Raw genomic sequence first — 19881 nt, forward strand, 5'->3', positions numbered from 1 at the left:
CCTTCACTCCTTGGAAAACCGCTGTGATGGGTCACAACCAGCGTGGAAGCACCGGGAGCCGGTCGCCGTGATCGACGCGGACACCGTCCTCACCGCGCCCGACGAGCCATCGGGCCAGGTCCGCGGCCGTTGCCCGGACCTCGGTGGCGGTATCCGCGCCCCCCACCGTCCACGTGCGCTCGGTGTCCGTGGCGTACAGCCGCACGGCAGGCCCGGACGCCAACGCCGACCGGTGACGGACGACGTCGTCGATCAGGGCGAGGCAGAAGTCGTGCGGCAGGTCCGCGAACTCGACTCCGGCGGCCAGGTCGACGGCGTGCACCCCCGTCTCGCGGGAGCGCAGCCACGGCAGCTCGGTGCACGGCACCGTTCGGCCCTGGATCGTCACGACCTCTGCCCGCCAGGCTTCCGGCGACAGCGAGTCGAGATCGGCGTTGAGTCGCTGCGCGGACGTGACAGCCCAGCGGCGCAGGTCCGCGACCCCCAATCGTGCTCCCCGCTCGATGTCGGCGTCGCGCTGCTCCCGAGAGGCGTACATCGGGGTCGGCTCGCCTGTCCGGGCCCACGTCGCCAACCGTTGCAACGCCTCGGCGTTCGACGCGACGTGCGCGACGATGTGGCGGCGGGTCCACCCGGGCAGGGCGGTGTCCGCGTCCATGTCGTCGTTGTCCAGACCGGCGAGGGCTTGGAGGAACAGGGCGGTGCCGCGTTCCATCCATGTGCGCGCGGTCGGCGCCGTGTTGCTGCTGACGCCGGTGCTCCTCATGCCGGTGCTCCTCGCTGTGCCGGCTTTTCGGCTTCCGCGGAGTTCTCCAGCCGCCCGATATGGCTGATCTCGGTGACGAGCCTGCTGCCGGCGGTGAGGTAGCGCGCCGGAGCGCGGGCATGCCCGACGCCGCCGGGGGTGCCGGTGGCGATGACATCCCCGGGGCGCAGGGTGAGAACGGTGGACGCGTACCTCACCAGCGCGACCGGATCGAAGACCAGGTCGGCTGTCGAGGCACGCTGGACGGTCTCGCCGTCCACCGACGTGGTGAGCTCCAGTGCCGGGCGAGTCCCGCCGGGTAGTTCGTCGGGAGTCACCAGGTGCGGACCGAACGGCGTGCTGGCCTCGAACGTCTTGCCTTGCAGCCACTGGGCGGACCGGTACTGCCAGTCGCGCATGGTGACGTCGTTGAGGACGCTGAATCCGGCGATCGCCGCCGCTGCCTCGGCCTCGTCGGCGCGTCGCACCGCGGTGCCGATGACCACCGCCAGCTCGCCCTCCCAGTCGACGGCCGCCGATTCGGGGGGCAGCAGGATCGGGTCGGCGGGGCCGATCAGCGACTCGGCGAACTTGGCGAAGAGCGTGGGATGCTCCGGCAGCTCACGACCCATCTCCAGGATGTGGTTGCGGTAGTTGAGACCGACGCACAGGATCTTCCGCGGGTACGGGACGAGCGGCGCCAGGTCCGCGCCCGCCCGGTCGTGGGCCGGTCCGTCGGCGGTGGCCGCCCGACGCCAGTCCGGCCGGGCGAGCAGTGCTCCCACGTCCGGCGCACCGACCTCGACGAGACGGTCCTCTTCGACCCGTACGGCTCGGGTGGCGGAGGCGACCCGGATAGTGGCAAGTCTCATCGGGTCGGCTCCTCTACCAGTACACGGTCGGCGTGCAACCGCTCCATCACCGGAGCATCGCTGAATCGGAAGAGATCAAGTGGTTCGTCGGCGGCGAGCACGAGCGGTACCCACGAGGGGACGACGAACACGTCGCCCCGCTCGACACGGTGTTCACGGTCGCCGGTCCAAACCGTGCCGCGGCCGTCGAACACCTGCCACACCGACGAACCGACCTCCCGGCGGGACGCTGTGACGGTACCGGCCCGCAGGCGGTGGAACTCGGCCCGGATGGTGGGCAGCACATCACCGCCGGTCGTGGGGTTGGTGAAGCGTACGGCGGCGTGGCCGGGCTCGACGGTCCCGGGATGCCCTTCGGCCTCCAGCGCGAGTTGGTCGGCCAGCGCGGCGTCGGTGTGCTCCCAGCGGTAGGCCGACAGCGGGGAACTCGTCCGCGGGCGTGGGCCCGCCACCGGGCGCAGACCGGGGTGGCCCCACAGCCGCTCGGCACGGGACACGGCGGGGGTCGAGGTGTCCTCCAGCGTCTCCGGGCCGAACTCGAAGAATGCCGAGCCCAGGGTGTCCACCAGGGGGATGTCGAGACCGTCGAGCCACGCCATCGGCTCAGTGCTTGTGTTGTGGTGACCGTGGAAGCACCAACCGGGGGTGAGCAGCAGGTCTCCCCGCCGCATGGCGACCGGGTCACCGTCCACGACGGTCCACACGCCCTCGCCCTCGACGACGAAGCGGAATGCGTGCTGGGTGTGCCGGTGGACGGGCGCGACTTCGCCTGGGCCCAGGTACTGGATCGCCGCCCACAGGGTGGGTGTGGCGAAAGGCGCCCCACCCAGTCCGGGATTGGCGAGCGCGATGGCGCGCCTCTCCCCGCCACGGCCTACCGGCACCAGGTCTCCGGCCTGCTGGGCGAGCGGGAGCAGCGAAGCCCACGACCAGCGGTGGGGCAGTGCCGCCGGCCGGGGGTGTATGGGCATCAGATCGCCGATCTCGGTCCACAGCGGGACCAGTGACTCCCGCTCGAAGTCCCGGTACAGCGTGTGCAGCTCCGGTGTCGGCTCCGGCTGGCCCGGGCCTGCTGTTCCGGCCGCCAGCCTCACCGGGCTTGCCGGCAGGTCGGAGATGCTCATGGATGGCGCTCCTTGTCCGTCGTCCGGTCGTCCCCCCGACCCGTCCCGCGGGGCGGGTCGGGGGGACGACCGGAAGAACCCGCTTGTCAGGTACGAAGGTAGCCAATTGATCTGCATAGCGGTCTATTATTCTGCTATGAAGAATCGTCCGGCCTATGCGATCGCGTCTGTCGACCGTGCGCTGCATCTGGCGCAGCTGCTGCGGCAGGAGGGGCCGTTGCACCTGGCCGAGGCTGCGGAGCGGCTTGGAGTGGCCCGTTCGACCGCCCATCGACTCCTGGCGATGCTGGTGTACCGGGGCTTCGCCGAGCAGGACGACGACAGGCGGTACGTCGCGGGTGCGCTGCTCGGGCCGGCCGCGATCAACCCCGAACCCGTGTCACTTCTTCGCAGTGCGGCGTTGCCTCATCTGAAGGCGCTGGTGGACGATGTCCGCGAGACTGCGAACCTCGTGATCCGCGTGGGCGACGAGGTGCGCTTCATCGCGTCGGTCGAGTGCGACCGGAGTCTGCGGGTCGGTGATCGCAGCGGACAGACACTTCCCGCGCATCTCGCCTCCGGCGGGAAGGCCCTCCTGGCCACCCTGCCGGACGACGAAGTCGATCGGCTGCTCGCGCGTCCGCTGGCCGTCGACGAGCGCCACGCGCTCATCCGTGAGCTGAGGCTGGTCAGGCGCAGAGGGTTCGCGGTGAACGACCAGCGGACCGAGAGCGGCGTGACCGCGCTCGCCATGGCCGTGCGCGGTGGCAGCGGCGCGCCCCGGGCGGCGATATCCCTCGCGCTGCCCACCGTTCGTTTCTCTCCGGCCCGGATGCTGCACCTCGCGGAACGCCTGGCGGTCGTGGCCAGGGCCGCCGAGCGGGACATCGACGCGGTCGCCCCGTCCCTGGCGGGTGGATGCGGCGACGGTGAACACCCACTGTCGTTCCGCGTGCAGGGCCCGCCCCGGGATTGACCCGGTGCTCTACCTGCAGTACGTTTCGCGTGTTCTTTACTGTGGGCAAGTGTTCTGCTCGCCGTGACGCCGCCTCGTTTTGGTGACCTGGCTGTTCGACGTCACGTGAAGATTCTGCTGACCTGCTGGGTGCACGGCCGGTCTGTTCCCATGGAGATAGCGCGATGTTCAGTTCGCAGTTGTCCGCAAACCCCACCCGGCGGAGCCCCGGTGATGAGTGAGCAGCCCGTGTTCGCCGAAGAGGTCGATGTGATCGTGGCCGGGTCCGGGGCCGGTGGCCTGGTCGCTGCCCTCGCCGCCCACCACGAAGGGCTCGACGTGCTCGTGGTGGAGAAGTCGCGTTACTTCGGTGGGTCGTCGGTGCTGTCCGGGGGCTCGATCTGGATTCCCAACGCCCCCGCGATGACCCGCCGCGGGTACTCGGTCCCGCCCGAGAGCGTGGTGGAGTACCTGCAGGCCATCACCGAGGGGAAGGTGTCCGCGTCACGTATAGAGCGGTTTGTCCATGCCGGACCCCAGATGCTCTCCTTCCTGGAAGGTCTCGGACCGCGGCTCCGGTTCATCTGGCGCCCCGACTACCCGGACTACCACCCCGACGCTCCCGGAGGCTCCGCCACCGGACGGTCGATCGAGGCGATTCCGCTCGATCGCCGTGATCTGGGTGTCGACGACCACAACATGCGTCAGCCGGTGCTGCGTATTCCGCGCGGGATGTGGATGACCTCGGCGGACTTGCACTCGCTTCTGCGGCTGCGCCGCAGTTGGAGGGGCAAGGCCACCTTCGTCCGGCTGCTGACAAGGATGGTCCGGGGGGTTCTGACGGGAGCCAGAGTGGCCACCCGTGGCGAGGCACTGGTCGGACGGCTCCGCCTGGCCCTGCGCGACGCCGGTGTGCCGCTGTGGCTCGGCACGCCTCTCAGCGGACTGATCGCCGAGGACGGCGCGGTCACCGGCCTGGTGGTCGAGCGCGCGGGTGTCCCTGTGCGGATCAGGGCCCGCCGCGGTGTGGTTCTTGCCACCGGAGGCTTCGATCACAACCTGGAGCTCAGACGGCGCCACCAGCCCCTCGTCACGCATGACTGGAGCATGGGCGCGCCGGATGACACGGGCGACGGCATCCTCGCGGGTCTTGCGGCCGGTGCCGACAGCGAGCTCATGGATGACGCCTGGTGGATGCCCGCCATTCCGTGGGGCGGGGGCAAGCTGGGACTGCTGCTGTTCGAGCGCCAGATCCCCGGACAATTCGTGGTCAACGGCGCCGGTCGGCGGTACACGAACGAGGCCGGCCCTTACACCGACTTCGTGCACGACATGCTCGCCGGCCAGGCCGCCGGAACCACGCACATTCCGTCGTGGCTGATCATCGACGACCGATCGTGGCGGCGGTACATGTTCGCCGGGCACCTCCCCCTGCCGAGACTGCCCGGTGCGCCGGTTCCCACCGGGCGGCGGTTGCCGAAGGAGTGGGCGGAGTCCGGGTCGGTGCAGATCGCCGAGACGTGGGCCGAACTGGCGGCTAAGATAGGCGTTCCCGCCGGGGAACTGGCGCGGACCGCCGCCCGCTTCAACGACTTCGCCCGGCAGGGACGGGACGACGACTTCCACCGGGGCGAGAACGCGTACGACAACTACTACGGTGACCCCTCCTATCCGAACCCGAACCTGTGCGAGGTCGTCACCCCGCCGTACTACGCGTTCAAGATCGTGCCCGGGGACCTGGGGACCAAGGGAGGACTGCGCACCGATGCCGACGCACGGGTCCTCGACCGCGCCGGTGCGCCGATCCCCGGCCTGTACGCGGTGGGGAACGCGGCGGCGGCCCTGACCGGGACCAGTTACGCCGGGCCCGGCGGGACCATCGCCCCCGCGATGACCTTCGGCTACATCGCGGCCAAGCACATCGCAGGGCAGTCGTCGGCGGATCCCGGAACGCCGGACACGGGGCGGCCGGCAGGCGGCACCAGCGGACCCGGCTGAGGCTCGCCGAGCCCGCGGCGCAGCGGACGGGCGCCGCGGGACCCTGGCCTGAGGAGCCGGGCAGAGGACGGCGCCCTCCGCCCGTGTCGGACCTCGAATCCGGCCTCACCATCATCTGCTCACGCGTCCCGGCCGGTCGCGTCCAGGAACCGTCGTCAAAGAGCGAGACCCGCCCGAAGGGCGGGTCTCGCGGTATCCGGTGCGGTGCGTCGCACGGCGGAGGATCGTCCTCGTAGCGACAGGGCCCAAGGCGCGGAGTCCCGCCGCGTACCGTTGAGGTCCGGCGGGACCGCCGCCGCTGCCCGGCAGGGTGGCCGTGGTCCACCGCCGCCCGATTCCGCGGATCAGACGAGGAAGGACTCGCGCACCTGGGGCGGGAACAGGTCCTCCGGTGCCAGCAGACGCGGAGCGAGTCCCTGCTCGTGGGAGTAGCGCAGGAACGCCTCGATCGTGGTGCGGTTGGGCTCGATGCCGTAGGGCCACGAGTCACGGCCGAACACCCGCTCCGCGGCACGGGCGTGCTCGGGCCCCCAGGGCAGAGGGAAGTGTGGTGCGGTCGGGTCCAGCAGCCGGGCGAGGCTGCGTTCCTTGGCCTCCGTAAAGGCTTTGAGCAAGCTCATCGCCGCCCATGGATGGCGCTCGTGGACATCCGCGCGGAGCACGACGAGGTGCATGATCGGGAAGATCCCCGTGCGATTGTAGTAGTCCTCCTCCACAGACCGGCTGTCACTGAAGAGCTGCACGATGCGCCCGGACCGGTCCTCGAAAGCCGAGGGCGGATGCGGGACGCAGATCGCGTCGAGGTCTCCGTCGAGCAGCATCTGGTTGAGCGAGCGGACACGCTCCGGCCTGACGCGCACTCCCGCGGGCAGGCCCACCGGCAGCGTCTCGACGCGTCCGGGTTCGTTGATGCCACCTTGGACCCAGTCCACCCCGGCCAGGTCGATCCCGTACTCGTGCTGCAGCAGCGCACGCTGGTACACCGTGGCGGTGACGGTCCACTCCGGGATGCCGATGCGCCCGCCCGCCAGTGCGGAGGGGTCGTCCACGGGACCGTCCTCGCGGATGAAGATCCCGGAGTGCCGGAACGACCGGGACAGGAAGACCGGGATGCCGACGAGGGAGTCGTCGCCGCGGGCGCGCAGGGCGCAGTACTTGCCGAGCGACATCTCCGAGACCTCCCACTCACGGAACTTGGTGAACCGGAAGAAGATCTCCTCGACCGGGAGGAGGAGGCAGGACAGCTCGGCGCCGTCCACCGGGACCCGGCCGGTGACCAGGTCACGCACCTGGTCGGAGTCGTTGACCGCCAGGGTCAGTCGCAGAGGGGAACCTGCGCCGCTCACAGGAAGTTCATCCCCCCGTCGACCACGATGCTCTGACCGGTCACCGCCCTGGCCGCGTCGGAGGCGAGGAAGACCGCTGCTCCGGCGATATCCACGGGTTGCAGACGGCGGGGCAGTGCCTGCCCGGCGATGATCTGCTCGGCCTGCCCCGGCCGGACGGAGTCGCGCGGGATACCGGTGTCCACCGAGCCGGGCATCAGCGTGTTGACCGTGACGCCCACGGTGCCCAGTTCCCGTGCCAGGGCGCGGGTCAGGCCCACCACACCGGCTTTGGACGCCACATAGTGCAGGTAGTTGGGGCGTCCGCTGAGCACGGTGGAGGACGACACGTTGATGATCGAGCCGCCACCGCTGCGCTGTTTCATGTGCCGGCCCACGGCGCGGCAGCACAGGAAGACGCCGGTGAGGTTGACATCGAGCACGCTCCGCCACTCGGCGGCGTCGATCTCGTCGAACGGTTTCATGGCGAGCGTGGAGAACACCGCGGCGTTGTTGACCAAGACGTCTATCCGGCCAAAACGTTGCAGGACGTCCGCCGTCATCGCGTCCACGTCGTGCTCCTCGGCGACGTCCACGGTCACCGCGGTGGCTTCGTGGCCCCTGCCGCGCAGGTGCTCCGCCGTCTGCTCGGCGGCCGCGGAGTCGCGGTCTGCGGCTACGACGTGCGCGCCCGCCCTTGCGAACGCTTCGGCGAAGACCCGTCCGATGCCCTGGCCGGCGCCCGTGATGATGCTGATCCTGCCGTCGAGGTCGCGCCCGGTACCGAGCGCCGACAGTGGGTGGACTGACTCCGTGATGGTCCCCAATGGTCGCTCCTAGTCTCTCGCTTCCTCGTCGATGCGAGGTCCGTGACGGGGCCCTTGACTGCGGTCCCCGGGGCTGCCTAGCATCGCATGTGTTCTGCTGAATGGGCTAGCGTTCTTCAAGCAAGAATCTCTGGTCGAATCTTCCGGCGGATGCGCGAGAGGTCCACTGCCGTCATGGCGGCGATGGCCATCTCTCGTCACGAGGGGGCTCGTCTCCTCCCCAACACGTTCCCAACGCTGATCCGCCGCCCTGCGCGCGGAGGTTACGGAGGCTGTGATGTCGTCATGCGGAGAGTGCCCGGGCTCCCGGATCCGCCCAGCGGTTGAGGCGTCTGCCCACCTCGACCAGCCGTTCCGGTGCAGCGGGCGCCAAGGATGACGATGACGGCGCAGGCTGACGCGGCGGTGGTCGTCGACCGCGACTGGCGGATGATCATCGGCGGTCGGCGGGTGTCGGCGTCGGACGGGGCGGTTCTGGACGTCGTAAGCCCCGCGACCGGGAAGGTCATCACGACGATTCCGGCCGGCAATTCGACCGACGTCGACCGCGCGGTCGACGCGGCACGCGGCGCCTTTCCCGGCTGGCAGAAGACCTCGGCGGCCGATCGAGGCCGTCTGCTGCATCAGGTGGCCGACGCGATCGGCGAGCACGCTGAGGAACTGGCCCGGATCGACGCGATCGACAACGGGTCGCCGATCAGCATGCTGCGCAACGACGTCCGGCTCGCCGTCGACCAGGTGCGCTACTTCGCCGGGCTCGCGTTGGAACTGCGCGGCCAGTCCATCCCCGTACCGCACCAGGGAGAGCTGAACTACACCGTGCACGAGCCGTTCGGCGTCGTCGGACGGGTGGTGCCGTTCAACCATCCCCTGATGTTCGCGGCCGCGAAGATCGCCGCGCCGCTCATCGCCGGGAACACGGTAGTTCTCAAGCCTTCCGAGCACACGTCGTTGTCCGCCCTCTACATCGGCGAGCTGTGCGCCCGGGTCCTGCCGCCCGGGGTCGTGAACGTGGTCACGGGGCTCGGCGCCACGGTCGGCACCCGGCTCACCACCCATCCGGACGTTCCGCGGGTAGCCTTCACCGGGAGCGTCGAGACCGGGCTGCTCATCCAACGGCAGGCCGCGAGCGGTTCCGTCAAGGTCGTGACCCTGGAACTCGGCGGCAAGAACCCGCTGTTGGTCTTCCCCGACGCGGACCTCGACGCCGCCGTGGCGGGTGCGGTCCGCGGCATGAACTTCACCTGGCAGGGGCAGTCCTGCGGTTCGACCTCGCGGGTCTACGTGCATCGTTCACTGTGGACCGAATTCCTCGCCCGGCTGGCGGTCGATGTGGACAAGCTCCAGGTCGGTGATCCGCTGAGTGAGGACAGCGATGTCGGGGCGGTCGTCACCCGGGCCCAGTTCGACCGTGTGGCCCGCTATGTGGATATCGGGCTCGCCGACCCGCGGGCCAGGCTGGTCGCGGGCGGACCGCCGGCCGATCCCGCCCACGGCTTCTTCGCCCGGCCGACGGTCTTCGCCTTCGAAGACGGCGCGTGCGACTCGCCGCTCCTCCTCGACGAGATCTTCGGCCCCGTCCTGTCGGTGCTTCCCTTCGATGACTACCGCGATGTGATCAGTCAGGCGAACCGGCTGCCGCTGGGCCTGACCGCGAGCATCTGGACCTCGAGCCTGCAGACGGCGCTCCAAGCGGTCCAGGACCTCGAAGCCGGTTATGTCTGGGTCAACGACAGCTCCCGGCACATCCCGGGAGCGCCCTTCGGTGGGGTGAAGAACAGCGGCTTGGGCCGCGAAGAAGGCGTGGAGGAGCTCTATTCCTACGCCCAGCAGAAGAACGTTTTCATCCGATTCGACCGGGGAGCGCACTCCGCATGACGGCCTACGACGGAATCATCATCGGATCGGGGCAGCACGGCCTGATCCTCGGCACTTACCTCTCCAAGCTCGGCCTGAAGATCGCGGTACTGGAGCGGCGGATGATGTACGGCGGGGGACTGAGCACCATCGAGCCCGGGCCGCCCGGCTTCTACCAGAACCCGCACTCGATCAATCACTTCAACATCACCGAGACCCCCTGGTACCGCGACCTCGGGCTGTCCGCGACCGTCCGGTACGCGACGCCTCGCTTCGACTTCGCCCAGCCGCACGCCGACGGCACGTCGCTGGTCTTCTCCCGCGACGTCGATGAGACCTGCGCCTCGATCGCAAGGTTCTCCGAGCGGGACGCGAAGACCTTCCGGGAATGGAACCGCCGCGCTGATGCCATCAGCGAGGCGATCTTCCTGGCCGAGCGGTACTCCGAGCCGCTGGCGGAGGACGAGCGGAACGAGCTGCTGTCCCTCAGCGCCGTGGGGCGCGACTTCATGGAGATCATCTCGCGGCAGCCGCTCGACTTGATCAACGAGGTGTTCGAGAACGAGCGCGTCAAGCTGCTGATGCTGTTCAAACTCTCCCTGTTCGGAACCGTGCTGTACGACGCCGTCAACCAGCGCAGTCCCATGGGAGCGGCGCTCCGCGGATTCGACCTCGCAGCCGGATACCAGGTGTGTGTCGGCGGCAGCTGGAACCTCGCCCGGGGACTGATGGAGAGCTTCATCAGAGCCGGCGGCACCTATCTCAATCACGCCGACGTCGCCCGGATCGTCGTCGACGACAACCGGGCCACCGGTGTCGAGCTGACCGACGGCCGCAGTCTCACCGCCCGGAACTTCGTCGCCAGCACGATCGACGTTCCGCAGACCTTCGGCAAGCTGGTCGGCCTGGACCAGCTCCCGGCCGACTACCGAGCCAGGGCCGAATCGTTCAAGCAGACCGCGTGGACGCTGTTCGGGGTGCATCTGGCCCTGAAAGAGGCGCCGGACTACATCGGCTCGGACTTCGACCCGAACATCAACAAGGCGCTCAAGTACAACGTGGGGTGCGAGTCGCTGGAGGAGCTGTTCGCACTCCACGACGAGGTCGCGGCCGGCAAGATCCCCGAGCGGGTGTCCTTCGGTACCGGCCACATCACCCAGTTCGACCCGTCGCAGGCCCCGCCCGGCAACCACACCGCCTACGCCTGGCACGCCATGCCGTTCGATCCGGGCGGCGACCCGAACAACATCGAATCCGTCAAGCAGGATTTCACCGAACGTATCCTGGCAAAATGGCGAGAATACGCACCGAACATGACACCTGACAACATCCTGCACTCGTTCACCTACACGGCGAACGACTACTCGCGCGAGCTGATCAACATGGTGCGTGGCGACATCTTCATGGGCTCCTTCGCGGGTGACCAGACGATGTGGAACCACTTCGGCTACCGCACCCCGATCGAGGGGCTGTACATGGCGGGCTCTCCGACCCACCCCGGCGGTGCGATCTCGGGCGGCGCGGGCTACATCGTCTCGCGGATCATTGCTGAGGACCTCGGCCTCACCCCCTGGTGGCAACCGGTGGACGTGCGTGCGGCGCTGCGGGACGCGGCAGCGAGCGGGCCCCGCAATGGCTGACAGCGCGACGCGGCCCGGCACCCGGGCGATCCGCCGGTTCATCGAGCCGCGGTCGGTCGCCGTCGTCGGGGCCAGCGAATCCTCGCCCCGGCACGCGGTGCGGGCTCTGCTCGACAGCGACCTCGACGTCTTCCTGGTGAACCCCCGCCACGCCACGGTGTTCGGCGCCCAGGCCCACCCGGATCTGGCATCCATCGGACAGCCCGTCGACGCGGTGCTGACCTTGGTCAACGCGCGGGCCGCAGTCGATGTCGTCGCCCAGGCGGCACGCCTCGGCGCCGGTGGCGTCGCGGTCAACGCCGCGGGGTTCGCCGAGACCGGCGCGGACGGCGCCGAACTGCAGGCCAGGCTGGTCGCTGCCGCCGGAGGGATGCCGGTCCTGGGCCCGAACTGCAACGGCTTCGTCAACGCCCGCAGCGGCGCCTTCCTCGCCGGAGCACCGCAACTGCCCCTGCGGCCGGGCGGAATCGGCGTGATCACCCACAGCGGGGGGTTCATCACCGACCTGTCGGTGAGCGCGGTCGACCGCCAGATCGGCTTCAGCAGCCTGATCTCCACGGGCAATGAGGCCGTGACCGATCTCGTCGACTACCTCGACTACCTGATCGACGATCCGCAGACCCGGGCGATCGGGCTGGTGGTCGAGAGCTTGCGCAGACCCGAAGAGTTCTTCGCGGCCGTGCGGCGCGCCCATACCGCCGGCAAGCCGGTCGTCGCCGTCAAGATGGGACGCAGCCGCCGCGGCCAGGAAGTCGCCGCGTCGCACACGGGAGCCATGATCGGCGACGGATGGGTGTACGACGCTGCCTTCCGGCAGTTCGGCGTCCTCACCGCGCGCGATCTCGGCGATCTGCTCGACCGGCTCATGTTCTTCGACCAGCTGCCCACCGAGCGCTGGACGCCGGTTCGGGGAACCGCCGTCGTCAGCGTGTCCGGCGGGGCCGCTGCCCTGGCCGGCGACGTCTGGGAGGACGAGGACCTGCACCTGCCTGCGCTTGAGGACCTGCGCGCGCCGATCGCGGAGGTCCTGCCCCGGGCGGGCAGCACCAATCCGATCGACCTGACCGGGTTCGCCATGGGAAAGCCGGACCTGGTCGAGTCGGTGCTGCAGAACTACACGGAGTCGCCGGATGTCGACGCCGTGGTCGGGCTGTGGACGCTGGGCCTGCGCAGCCGAGGGTTCGCCGACTCGTTCCTGCTGCCCTTCGTCAACGCGGCCAAGAAGACAAGCAAACCGATGGTGCTGTCGGCCATTGCCGACGCCCGGGTGAGCGACTGGGCGGCGGAACTGGCCAGGGACGGAGTGGCCGTGGGGCACGGCCTGCGGGGCACCGTCCGCGGGCTCACCGCACTGCGTGACTTCGCCGCCGCCCGCCGCCGTATCCATGCACGGCCGGCGGAATCAGTACCCTTGGAACGTCCGCCGGGGGAGGCCATCGTCCGCACTCCGGACGGGCCGATCCTCAACTTCACGGCCACGATGGGCCTTCTGCGCCGCTGCGGTGTGCCCGTGGCACCCTTCGCGATCATCGGGGCCGACCAGCATCCCGGAGAGAGCGTCGCGGACCTCCTCGAGCCCTTCGTCGTCAAGCTCGCTGACTGCCCCCACCGGACGGACATCGGCGCCGTGCGTGTGGGGATCTCCTCCGACGCCCTCCCCGAGGTCGTGACCGATCTGCGTCGCCTCGCCGCAGAGCACGGCTTGCCGCCCGACGTCGTCGTGCAGCCGCAACTGAAGGCGACCAACGAGTTGTTCATCGGCGCCCAGGTCGAGAGTGGGCTCGGCCCGATGACGGTATGCGGGCTGGGCGGGATTCACGTGGAGGCCATCAGAGCCGTTGGCGGGCTGCTGGCCCCGTTCGATCGCGGCGAGGCGCTGGACCTCATCGAGGAGATCGACACGATCGGCGCTTTCGACGGGGCCAGGGGAGCCGAACCGCTCAACCGCGACGAGTTCGCCCGGATCCTGCAGGCTGTCGGGTCGCTGGTGGTCGGCGCCCGTGACTGGCTGGTGTCCTTGGACATCAACCCGGTGCTGACCGGCGCGGACGGCTTCGTCGCCGTCGACGGCCTGGTGTATGTCAGTGACTGAGCGGCGGCGCGCGGGAGCGATGCGGCAGGCGTACGCGTCAGGCGCGTCCGCTTCCCTTCCCCGTGACTGCCCGCCTGCGTCAGCCGCCCAGACAGGTCCGTCCCACCGCTCACGCACTTCCCGGCCCACCTGATGCCGTACGACCCACCCCGATCAGCCTGACACCCACCCGTGGAGCGCTCATGCCCGACCAGTACACGCACATTCGGTACGAAAAGCGCGACAACGGCGTGGCGGTGCTGACACTGGACGAGCCGGACCGTCTCAACGCGATCGACCATGGCCCGGGCAGCATGGCCGATGAGTTGCTCGACGCGCTGGCCGACGCCGACGCCGACGATGCCGTTCGCTGCGTACTGCTCACCGGGACCGGCCGGGCGTTCTCCGCGGGCGGCGATCCCGGCGGCCGAACCCTGGACGATCCGCTGGAGTGGTACGAGTTCCTGCAGAGCAATGTGCGGGAGACGGAAAGCATCCGAAGCCTGCGCAAGCCGACCATCGGCGCGATCAACGGCCTCTGCTACGGCTTCGGGCTGATCCTCGCCACCCACCTCGATCTGCTGGTGGCCGTGGATACCGCCCGGTTCGGATTGATCGAAACCCGGTTCGGCTCAACGGGGGCGCAGACCCTGCCCTTCCTCGTCGGGCCGCAGTGGGCCAAGTTCCTGGCGTTGAGCGGCGAATTGATCAGCGCTGGGAAGGCGAAGGAGATCGGTCTGGTTCTCGAGGTCTTCCCGGAGGACGTCTTCTGGGACAAGGCCCTCGACCTCGCCCGCCGAGTCGCGGCCATGCCGCGCGAGGCGGTGATGCTCAACCGCCGGGTGGTCAACGGCGCACTGACGATGATGGGCTGGGACGGCCAACGTGAACTCTCCCTGGCACTCAACACGGTGACGAACCTGCTGGCCAAGAACGCCCGGGCCGCGGACGGCCGCGTCCTGGCCGACGTACGCCGCGACGAGGGATGGAAGCCGTACAAGGAGGCCCGTGACCAGGCCTTCGCCGAACCGTGGCTCGACACCTAGGGGTCGTGTCGTCACCGTAGTGAGGTCCGCCGGCAGGGCGGTCTCGCGGCGTCCGGTGCGGTGCATCGTAATGCGGAGGATCGTCCTCGTAGTGGGCTACTCGGACGATTCGACAACGCAGCGAGGTGCCGTGTCATACGCCGTGAGACAGGCGGGACTTCGACGACAGGGCCCAGCGGTATCGCTCGCGATCCGTCTGCTGAACCGAGGTACAGGGGAGGAGGAGCATGGAACGGTTCGCTCGCGTCGGGGTGGTCGGCGCCGGACTGATGGGTTCTGGCATCGCCGAGGTGTGCGCCCGCGCCGGTCTGGAGGTCCGGGTCGTCGAACTCAACGATGCCGTGCTGGGTCACGGGCGCTCGCGCATCGAGGCATCCATGGCCCGGGCAGTCCGCAAGGGCAAGCTCAGCGAGAAGGACGCGTCCGCATCGCTGGCCCGACTGTCGTTCGGCACCGGACTCGCCGAACTCGCCGACCGGGACATCGTGATCGAGGCCATCGCCGAGGACGAGACAAGCAAGATCGAGCTCTTCGCCAAGCTCGATGCTGTCCTCGAACGGCAGGACGCGATCCTGGCATCGAACACCTCGTCCATACCTGTCGCCAAACTGGCCGTGGCCACCAGCCGCCCCGCCTACGTCATCGGAATCCACTTCTTCAACCCTGTGCCGGTGCTCCCGCTGGTCGAGCTGATCCCAACCCTCCTCACCGGCGAGAACACCACTGCACGGGCGGAGGCCTTCGCCGTCGAGCAACTGGGCAAGACCGCGATCCGCTGCGTGGACCGCGCCGGCTTCGTGGTCAACGCACTGCTCATCCCGTACCTGTTGTCCGCCGTGCGCATGCTGGAGTCCGGCCTCGCCACGGCCGACGACATCGACAACGGCATGGTCCTCGGCTGCGCCCATCCCATGGGCCCGCTGCGTCTCGCTGACCTGATCGGACTCGACACGGTCAAGGCGGTGGCCGAGTCGATGTACCAAGAGTTCAAGGAACCCCTGTGGTCGGCGCCACCGTTGCTGTCCCGGATGGTTGACGCAGGACTGCTCGGAGTGAAGACCAGCCGGGGCTTCCACCAGTACGAACGCTCATCGACCGCGGACCCTGCCGTCCAGCACTCGGGTACGCAGCTCTGACGGGTGCAACGCGGTCGGCCGGGCACCACGCCATCGGTTGCCCGACCCACTGGCGATAAGCATCGGCGGTCGCCCGGCCACACGGGCGAACCTGTGCATACGGCTCCGGAGGCGCTGTCCTTCCCCGCGTCTTCCCACGTCACAGCATTGCCTGACGGCCTGTCGGTTCCGTTGGCAGCCGACCGGGACGCGACTTGCTGCCGCCGGACTGGTGCATGTGTCCCCTAGGGGATTTCGCGACAGGCAGCAGATCAGGGTTCTGGAATGCATCCCGGACGGCGCGCTCTTCGATCGGAGCACGCAGCCGGTCTCGCCGGCCTTCCTCGGCACCCGGTTCCTCACGCCTACCGGGTCCTGCGCGCCGCCGAGGGCGCGGAGGAGGCGGTGCGGGACCTGATGTCGTCCCCGGCGGACCGACTCCGGATCGGCATCGTCGACCACGGCTTCCACGACATCCTGCATCCGGCGATCCCGCAGCCTGCGGCGGAACAACGCGGTCGCGCATTTCCCGGTCCGTCAGACGCCGTCGCAGGCCCAGCCCGGAACGGGTCGACACGACGAGGTGGACGTCATGATCAATCGACGCGCCGTGGATGGGCAGTGCGGGCGACCTCACCGTCCGGCCGCCGCGCCCGGACCGGCTGATCGCGGCGGCTAGCGAGGGTCATCCAGCCGTTCGCGACGGGGTGGTCCAGCTGGCGGATCCCGCGGGGAGCGCTTCACCAGCTTCCGCCGCAGCTCGATGCCGCTGGTCTACGACTGGTGTCTGGCGGCCTGCCACGCGGCGGGCTTCGTGCCGAAGATCGGTGACTGATGCGACGATCCTCTGACCCTCGCGCTGGCGGTTTCGGTGGTGCAGCGGCCCGGGAACATGCTGCTGCTCGCGTGTGTGGAGAGTGTCGTGAGCGCGGCCACGTCGTGAGAGTCACGCGCTCTCACTGACGTCGGGTCGCCCGGGAGAATCGCACCCGCGGGCTCCCGCGGAACGGAGCGTGACAATTTTTCGTCACTCTGCCCTTGTCAGCCTGATCACCAGAAGCATGGCGTCCGTGCCCAGTGGGCGAAGAGCCTTGTGTATCGGCGGGTAATGCGCTGCCAGTACCGATTGGCCTTCTTGAACGGCCGTAGTGCCCTAGGAACACCGTCCGTCAGCCGACGCGGCGTAGGATTGGAGAATGCGAATCCGCTGCAACCGAGAACCGAGATGACCCCGTGTGCCGACCATACAAGCGGTCGGATGTCTCCTCTCGACACCATCGCGATCGCCATGCTTGACGGCGACTGCAAGGTGCTGCAGTGGTCTCGGCCAGCGGCGGAACTGCTGAATCTCGAATCCGAAGAAGTCTGTGGTCAGCCGGTCTGGAGCTTGCTCGCCGACGCCGCAGACCATCCGCCTGGGAAGACCCGGATACCAGCGGTAGGTAGAGCACGGCTACGACACGGCTCTGGCAGCACGATCGATATCACCTACCGGGTGGTGCAGCTGGAGCTCACCCGCGGGAGCCTGGTCCTGGCAGTTCCCACCCGCCATGTGACGCAATGGGAACAGAGCCTTTCTCTGATGGGCACGCTGTTCTCCCAGGAGAAGATCGGCTTCAGCCTCTACGACACTGACCTCAGGCTGATGCGTACCAATATCAGCCCTGAGATGGTCGGCGGGCGGGTCGTTCCCTTGGGCAGCCGACTGCGGGAAGTGATCCCCTCAGAGGACGCTGACGATATCGAAGCTACTCTGCGTGACGTGCTGGAGACAGGTGAACCGGTCGTCAGGAAAGAGCAGCCGGTGCGGTCCGCTTCGGGCCGGCGGACCCTGTCCCTGTCTGCCTTCCGCTTGGAGGACGCGGAGGGATGTCCAACCGGTGTTGCGACGGCCTTCTTCGACGCCACCCAGCAGCACCGGGCACGCCGCCACCTGGAGCTGTTGCACGAGGCGTCTACCCGGATCGGCAATAGCCTCGACGTCATCCGCACCGCCCAGGACTTGGCGGATGTCCTCGTACCGGCAATGGGGGACATCGTCGCGGTAGAGCTGGCGGAATCGGTACTCACTGGCGAGGAGCCCTCCAAGCTTTTCGGCGGCGGTCAACTGCACCTGCGCCGGATCGCCGTTGCCTCGGCCAGTGGCGCTTGGCCGGATGGCCTTCTCAAACCGGGCGAGACGGTACCGGCGATACCGGACTCTTCGAACCTGCACACCCTGCAGCACGGCGGAATCGTCGTCGGCGATCGCGAACGCGTGGTCGCCATGCTCAGCGACCCGCAGCTGATCCAGGCACTCGTCCCAGAGGGCGGGCACTCGCGGGCCTCGGCTCCCCTGTTCGCACGCGGCCTCATGCTCGGCGTCCTCCAGGTTTGGCGTACTGAGCAGCCGGATCCCTTTGACGAAGAGGACGCGAAACTTCTGAGTGAGATCACCACCAGGGCCGCGCTCAGTGTGGACAACGCCCGCCGCTACACCCGTGACCACCGGGCCGCCCTCGCTCTGCAGCAACGCCTGCTGCCTCCTTCGGGTACAGACACCGCAGCGGCGCAAACTGCTGGCTTCTACATCCCCGCAGGTGGCGGAGCGGAGATCAGCGGGGACTGGTTCGATGTTCTCCCCCTGCCCTCGCTACGAGTCGCCCTCGTCGTCGGGGATGTCGTCGGCCACGGTTTGCACGCCACCGTCACCATGGGCCGTCTGCGCGCAGCGATCCGGACCCTCGCTGACCTGGAGCTGGATCCCGAAGAACTGCTCAGCCATATGAACAGCCTCGTCCAGCGTCTCGGGGACGAGGCCCCCGCCGAGACGCGCGACACTGTGGGCGCCACCTGCTTGTACGCCGTTTACGACCCTGTCACCTGTAGTTGTACGCTTGCCAGCGCCGGCCATCCGCCGCCCGTCGTCGTCCGGCCCGCAGGCACCGCGCAGCTCATTGAGATATCCCCAGGTCCCCCTCTCGGCGTCGGAGAACTGCCGTTCGAATCAACCACCATCGAGCTGGAACCCGGCAGCGTCCTCGCGCTGTATACCGACGGACTGCTCCTCGGCGATGACCACGACATCGCAAGCGGACTGCTGCGGCTGACAGATAGCCTCGCGGCGCGCTGTCGGCCGGACCGTGCCCTGGACGAAACCGGGGCCGCTCTCCTCCGCGAGCTGTACGTCTCTGCGCCCCGCGACGACGTCACGCTGCTCCTCGCCCGCACAGACGCGATCCCCACAGAGCAAACGGTGCAGTGGGAGTTCCCGGCGGACCCCTCGATCGTGGCCGACGCAAGGGAGGCGATCACCAGCCAGCTTGCCCTCTGGGGGCTGGCTGAACTCGCCTTTTCCACCGAGCTCATCGTCAGCGAGCTGGTCACCAACGCGATCCGCTATGCCGGCGGCCCTGTCGTGTTGCGACTCATCAGGGAGAACGCGCTGGTCTGCGAGGTCACGGATCCTAGTGCCACTCAGCCGCGTCTGCGCAGGGCCCGTTGGACCGACGAAGGAGGCCGCGGGCTGTTCTTGGTAGCGCAGCTCAGCACCCGCTGGGGCTGCCGCTACGAGCACCCTGGAAAGACGATCTGGACCGAGCAGCCTATCGCGGTATAGGGCACCGCCGGATACCCGGGGTTCTCCAGTTGATGCAGCGGGATGGTCCGTGGATTTGGTGGTTGACGTGCGGAAACGCGCCGTCGGTTTGTGGACGGCGCGCATCTAGGGTCGGTACTTCGGTCCACTCATGCTGGTGCAGACGCAGCACGGGGCGGACGAACATGTGCCGCGAGCTCGGCAGGACCATCACGAACGCCCAGATCGGGTGCCGTTTGCCGGTGCGCGGGTTGATCCGCTGCCCCAGAAACCCGTAGTCGATCCGGGCCTCCGAGCCCGGCTCGACCTCGTTTCGCAGGACGGTTCCCTGCGATCTTCTCGGAGTATCGGGCATCGTGGCACGGACCCAGCGCCGCAGCGAGGACAGCGACACCTCCAACTTGTGCTCGTCCCGCAGCCGTTGATGGATCGTGGAGACGGTCAGCGTTCCCAGCAGGCTCTCGATGAAGTCGCGGTGCAGGTCAATCTCCGACAATGTCACCTGCCGTAGCCGGGAGTTGAGCAGTTCCGGGAACCAGCCCCTGATCAGTCTGGCCCAGTCCGTGTCGCTCATCGGCGGCCCGCCCGGGACGATCCCGGATACCTCCGCCGGCGCCAAATACTTCCTGACCGTCTCGCAGTCCACCCCAGCGAGGCGGCCAGCTCACTCTTCGAGCGGCCCGCGTACCAGTGGACGGAGATCTCGCTGATGTCGACCACGATGAACGCTCTCTTTGCCATCCGGCCTGC

The 19881-nt window shown here is 68.6% G+C and carries 14 protein-coding genes; 8 read left to right on the top strand and 6 right to left on the bottom strand.

The genetic code is table 11. The features are described from left to right. Window positions 1-31: 31 nt before the first annotated feature. The 3 genes from OH768_RS44650 to OH768_RS44660 are packed head-to-tail and all read right to left on the bottom strand — an operon-like array spanning window position 32 to window position 2741. A complete protein-coding gene (locus tag OH768_RS44650; RefSeq protein ID WP_406462435.1) occupies window positions 32-766 on the bottom strand; it encodes a maleylpyruvate isomerase family mycothiol-dependent enzyme in 735 nt (244 codons plus the stop codon). Then, a complete protein-coding gene (locus OH768_RS44655) occupies window positions 763-1617 on the bottom strand; it encodes a fumarylacetoacetate hydrolase family protein (protein WP_406462437.1) in 855 nt (284 codons plus the stop codon). The genes OH768_RS44650 and OH768_RS44655 overlap by 4 nt, the downstream gene beginning before the upstream one ends. Continuing rightward, window positions 1614-2741 (bottom strand): cupin domain-containing protein, encoded by a 1128-nt coding sequence (locus tag OH768_RS44660; RefSeq protein WP_406462438.1) that lies wholly within the window; start codon window positions 2739-2741, stop codon window positions 1614-1616. Before OH768_RS44660 ends, OH768_RS44655 begins: the two co-directional genes overlap by 4 nt. Window positions 2742-2877: 136 nt before the next feature. Between OH768_RS44660 and OH768_RS44665 the strand changes: the two genes are divergently transcribed. Beyond that, the gene (locus tag OH768_RS44665; protein WP_406462439.1) at window positions 2878-3696 is read left to right on the top strand and encodes an IclR family transcriptional regulator; all 819 of its coding nucleotides are present in this window, start codon (window positions 2878-2880) and stop codon (window positions 3694-3696) included. A 213-nt stretch (window positions 3697-3909) separates the two neighbouring features. After that, entirely contained in the window at window positions 3910-5673 is a 1764-nt protein-coding gene (locus OH768_RS44670) for an FAD-binding protein (protein WP_406462440.1), read from the top strand. Window positions 5674-6017: 344 nt separating this feature from the next. Here the strand turns inward: OH768_RS44670 and OH768_RS44675 are convergent, their stop codons facing one another. Next, complete coding sequence (locus OH768_RS44675; RefSeq protein ID WP_406462442.1) at window positions 6018-7019, bottom strand: ABC transporter substrate-binding protein; 1002 nt, start codon at window positions 7017-7019, stop codon at window positions 6018-6020. Then, window positions 7016-7825 carry an SDR family NAD(P)-dependent oxidoreductase gene (locus OH768_RS44680; protein ID WP_406462444.1) on the bottom strand — a complete coding sequence of 270 codons (810 nt, stop codon included), beginning with the start codon at window positions 7823-7825 and terminating at the stop codon, window positions 7016-7018. Before OH768_RS44680 ends, OH768_RS44675 begins: the two co-directional genes overlap by 4 nt. 381 nt (window positions 7826-8206) lie before the next feature. On the opposite strand from OH768_RS44680, the gene OH768_RS44685 reads away from it, so the two are divergent. The 6 genes from OH768_RS44685 (at window position 8207) to OH768_RS44710 (ending at window position 19152) form a co-directional block, all read left to right on the top strand. Next, window positions 8207-9703, top strand: a complete 1497-nt coding sequence (locus OH768_RS44685; protein WP_406462446.1) for an aldehyde dehydrogenase family protein — start codon at window positions 8207-8209, stop codon at window positions 9701-9703. Next, window positions 9700-11322 (top strand): phytoene desaturase family protein, encoded by a 1623-nt coding sequence (locus tag OH768_RS44690; protein ID WP_406462448.1) that lies wholly within the window; start codon window positions 9700-9702, stop codon window positions 11320-11322. Before OH768_RS44685 ends, OH768_RS44690 begins: the two co-directional genes overlap by 4 nt. Continuing rightward, the gene (locus OH768_RS44695) at window positions 11315-13414 is read left to right on the top strand and encodes an acetate--CoA ligase family protein (protein WP_406462450.1); all 2100 of its coding nucleotides are present in this window, start codon (window positions 11315-11317) and stop codon (window positions 13412-13414) included. Before OH768_RS44690 ends, OH768_RS44695 begins: the two co-directional genes overlap by 8 nt. 182 nt (window positions 13415-13596) lie before the next feature. Then, window positions 13597-14439, top strand: coding sequence for an enoyl-CoA hydratase/isomerase family protein (locus OH768_RS44700; RefSeq protein ID WP_406462451.1), 843 nt, complete (start codon window positions 13597-13599; stop codon window positions 14437-14439). Window positions 14440-14666: 227 nt separating this feature from the next. Continuing rightward, window positions 14667-15575, top strand: a complete 909-nt coding sequence (locus OH768_RS44705) for a 3-hydroxybutyryl-CoA dehydrogenase (RefSeq protein WP_406462453.1) — start codon at window positions 14667-14669, stop codon at window positions 15573-15575. Window positions 15576-16812: 1237 nt separating this feature from the next. Further along, the gene (locus OH768_RS44710) at window positions 16813-19152 is read left to right on the top strand and encodes a SpoIIE family protein phosphatase (protein WP_406462455.1); all 2340 of its coding nucleotides are present in this window, start codon (window positions 16813-16815) and stop codon (window positions 19150-19152) included. Here OH768_RS44710 and OH768_RS44715 read toward each other — a convergent pair. Then, window positions 19139-19777: a hypothetical protein gene (locus OH768_RS44715; RefSeq protein ID WP_406462457.1), complete on the bottom strand. Its 639-nt coding sequence runs from the start codon at window positions 19775-19777 to the stop codon at window positions 19139-19141. The genes OH768_RS44710 and OH768_RS44715 overlap by 14 nt on opposite strands. Window positions 19778-19881: the final 104 nt, after the last annotated feature.

The organism is Streptomyces sp. NBC_01622 (genome assembly GCF_045209635.1).
GTDB lineage: Bacteria > Actinomycetota > Actinomycetes > Streptomycetales > Streptomycetaceae > Streptomyces.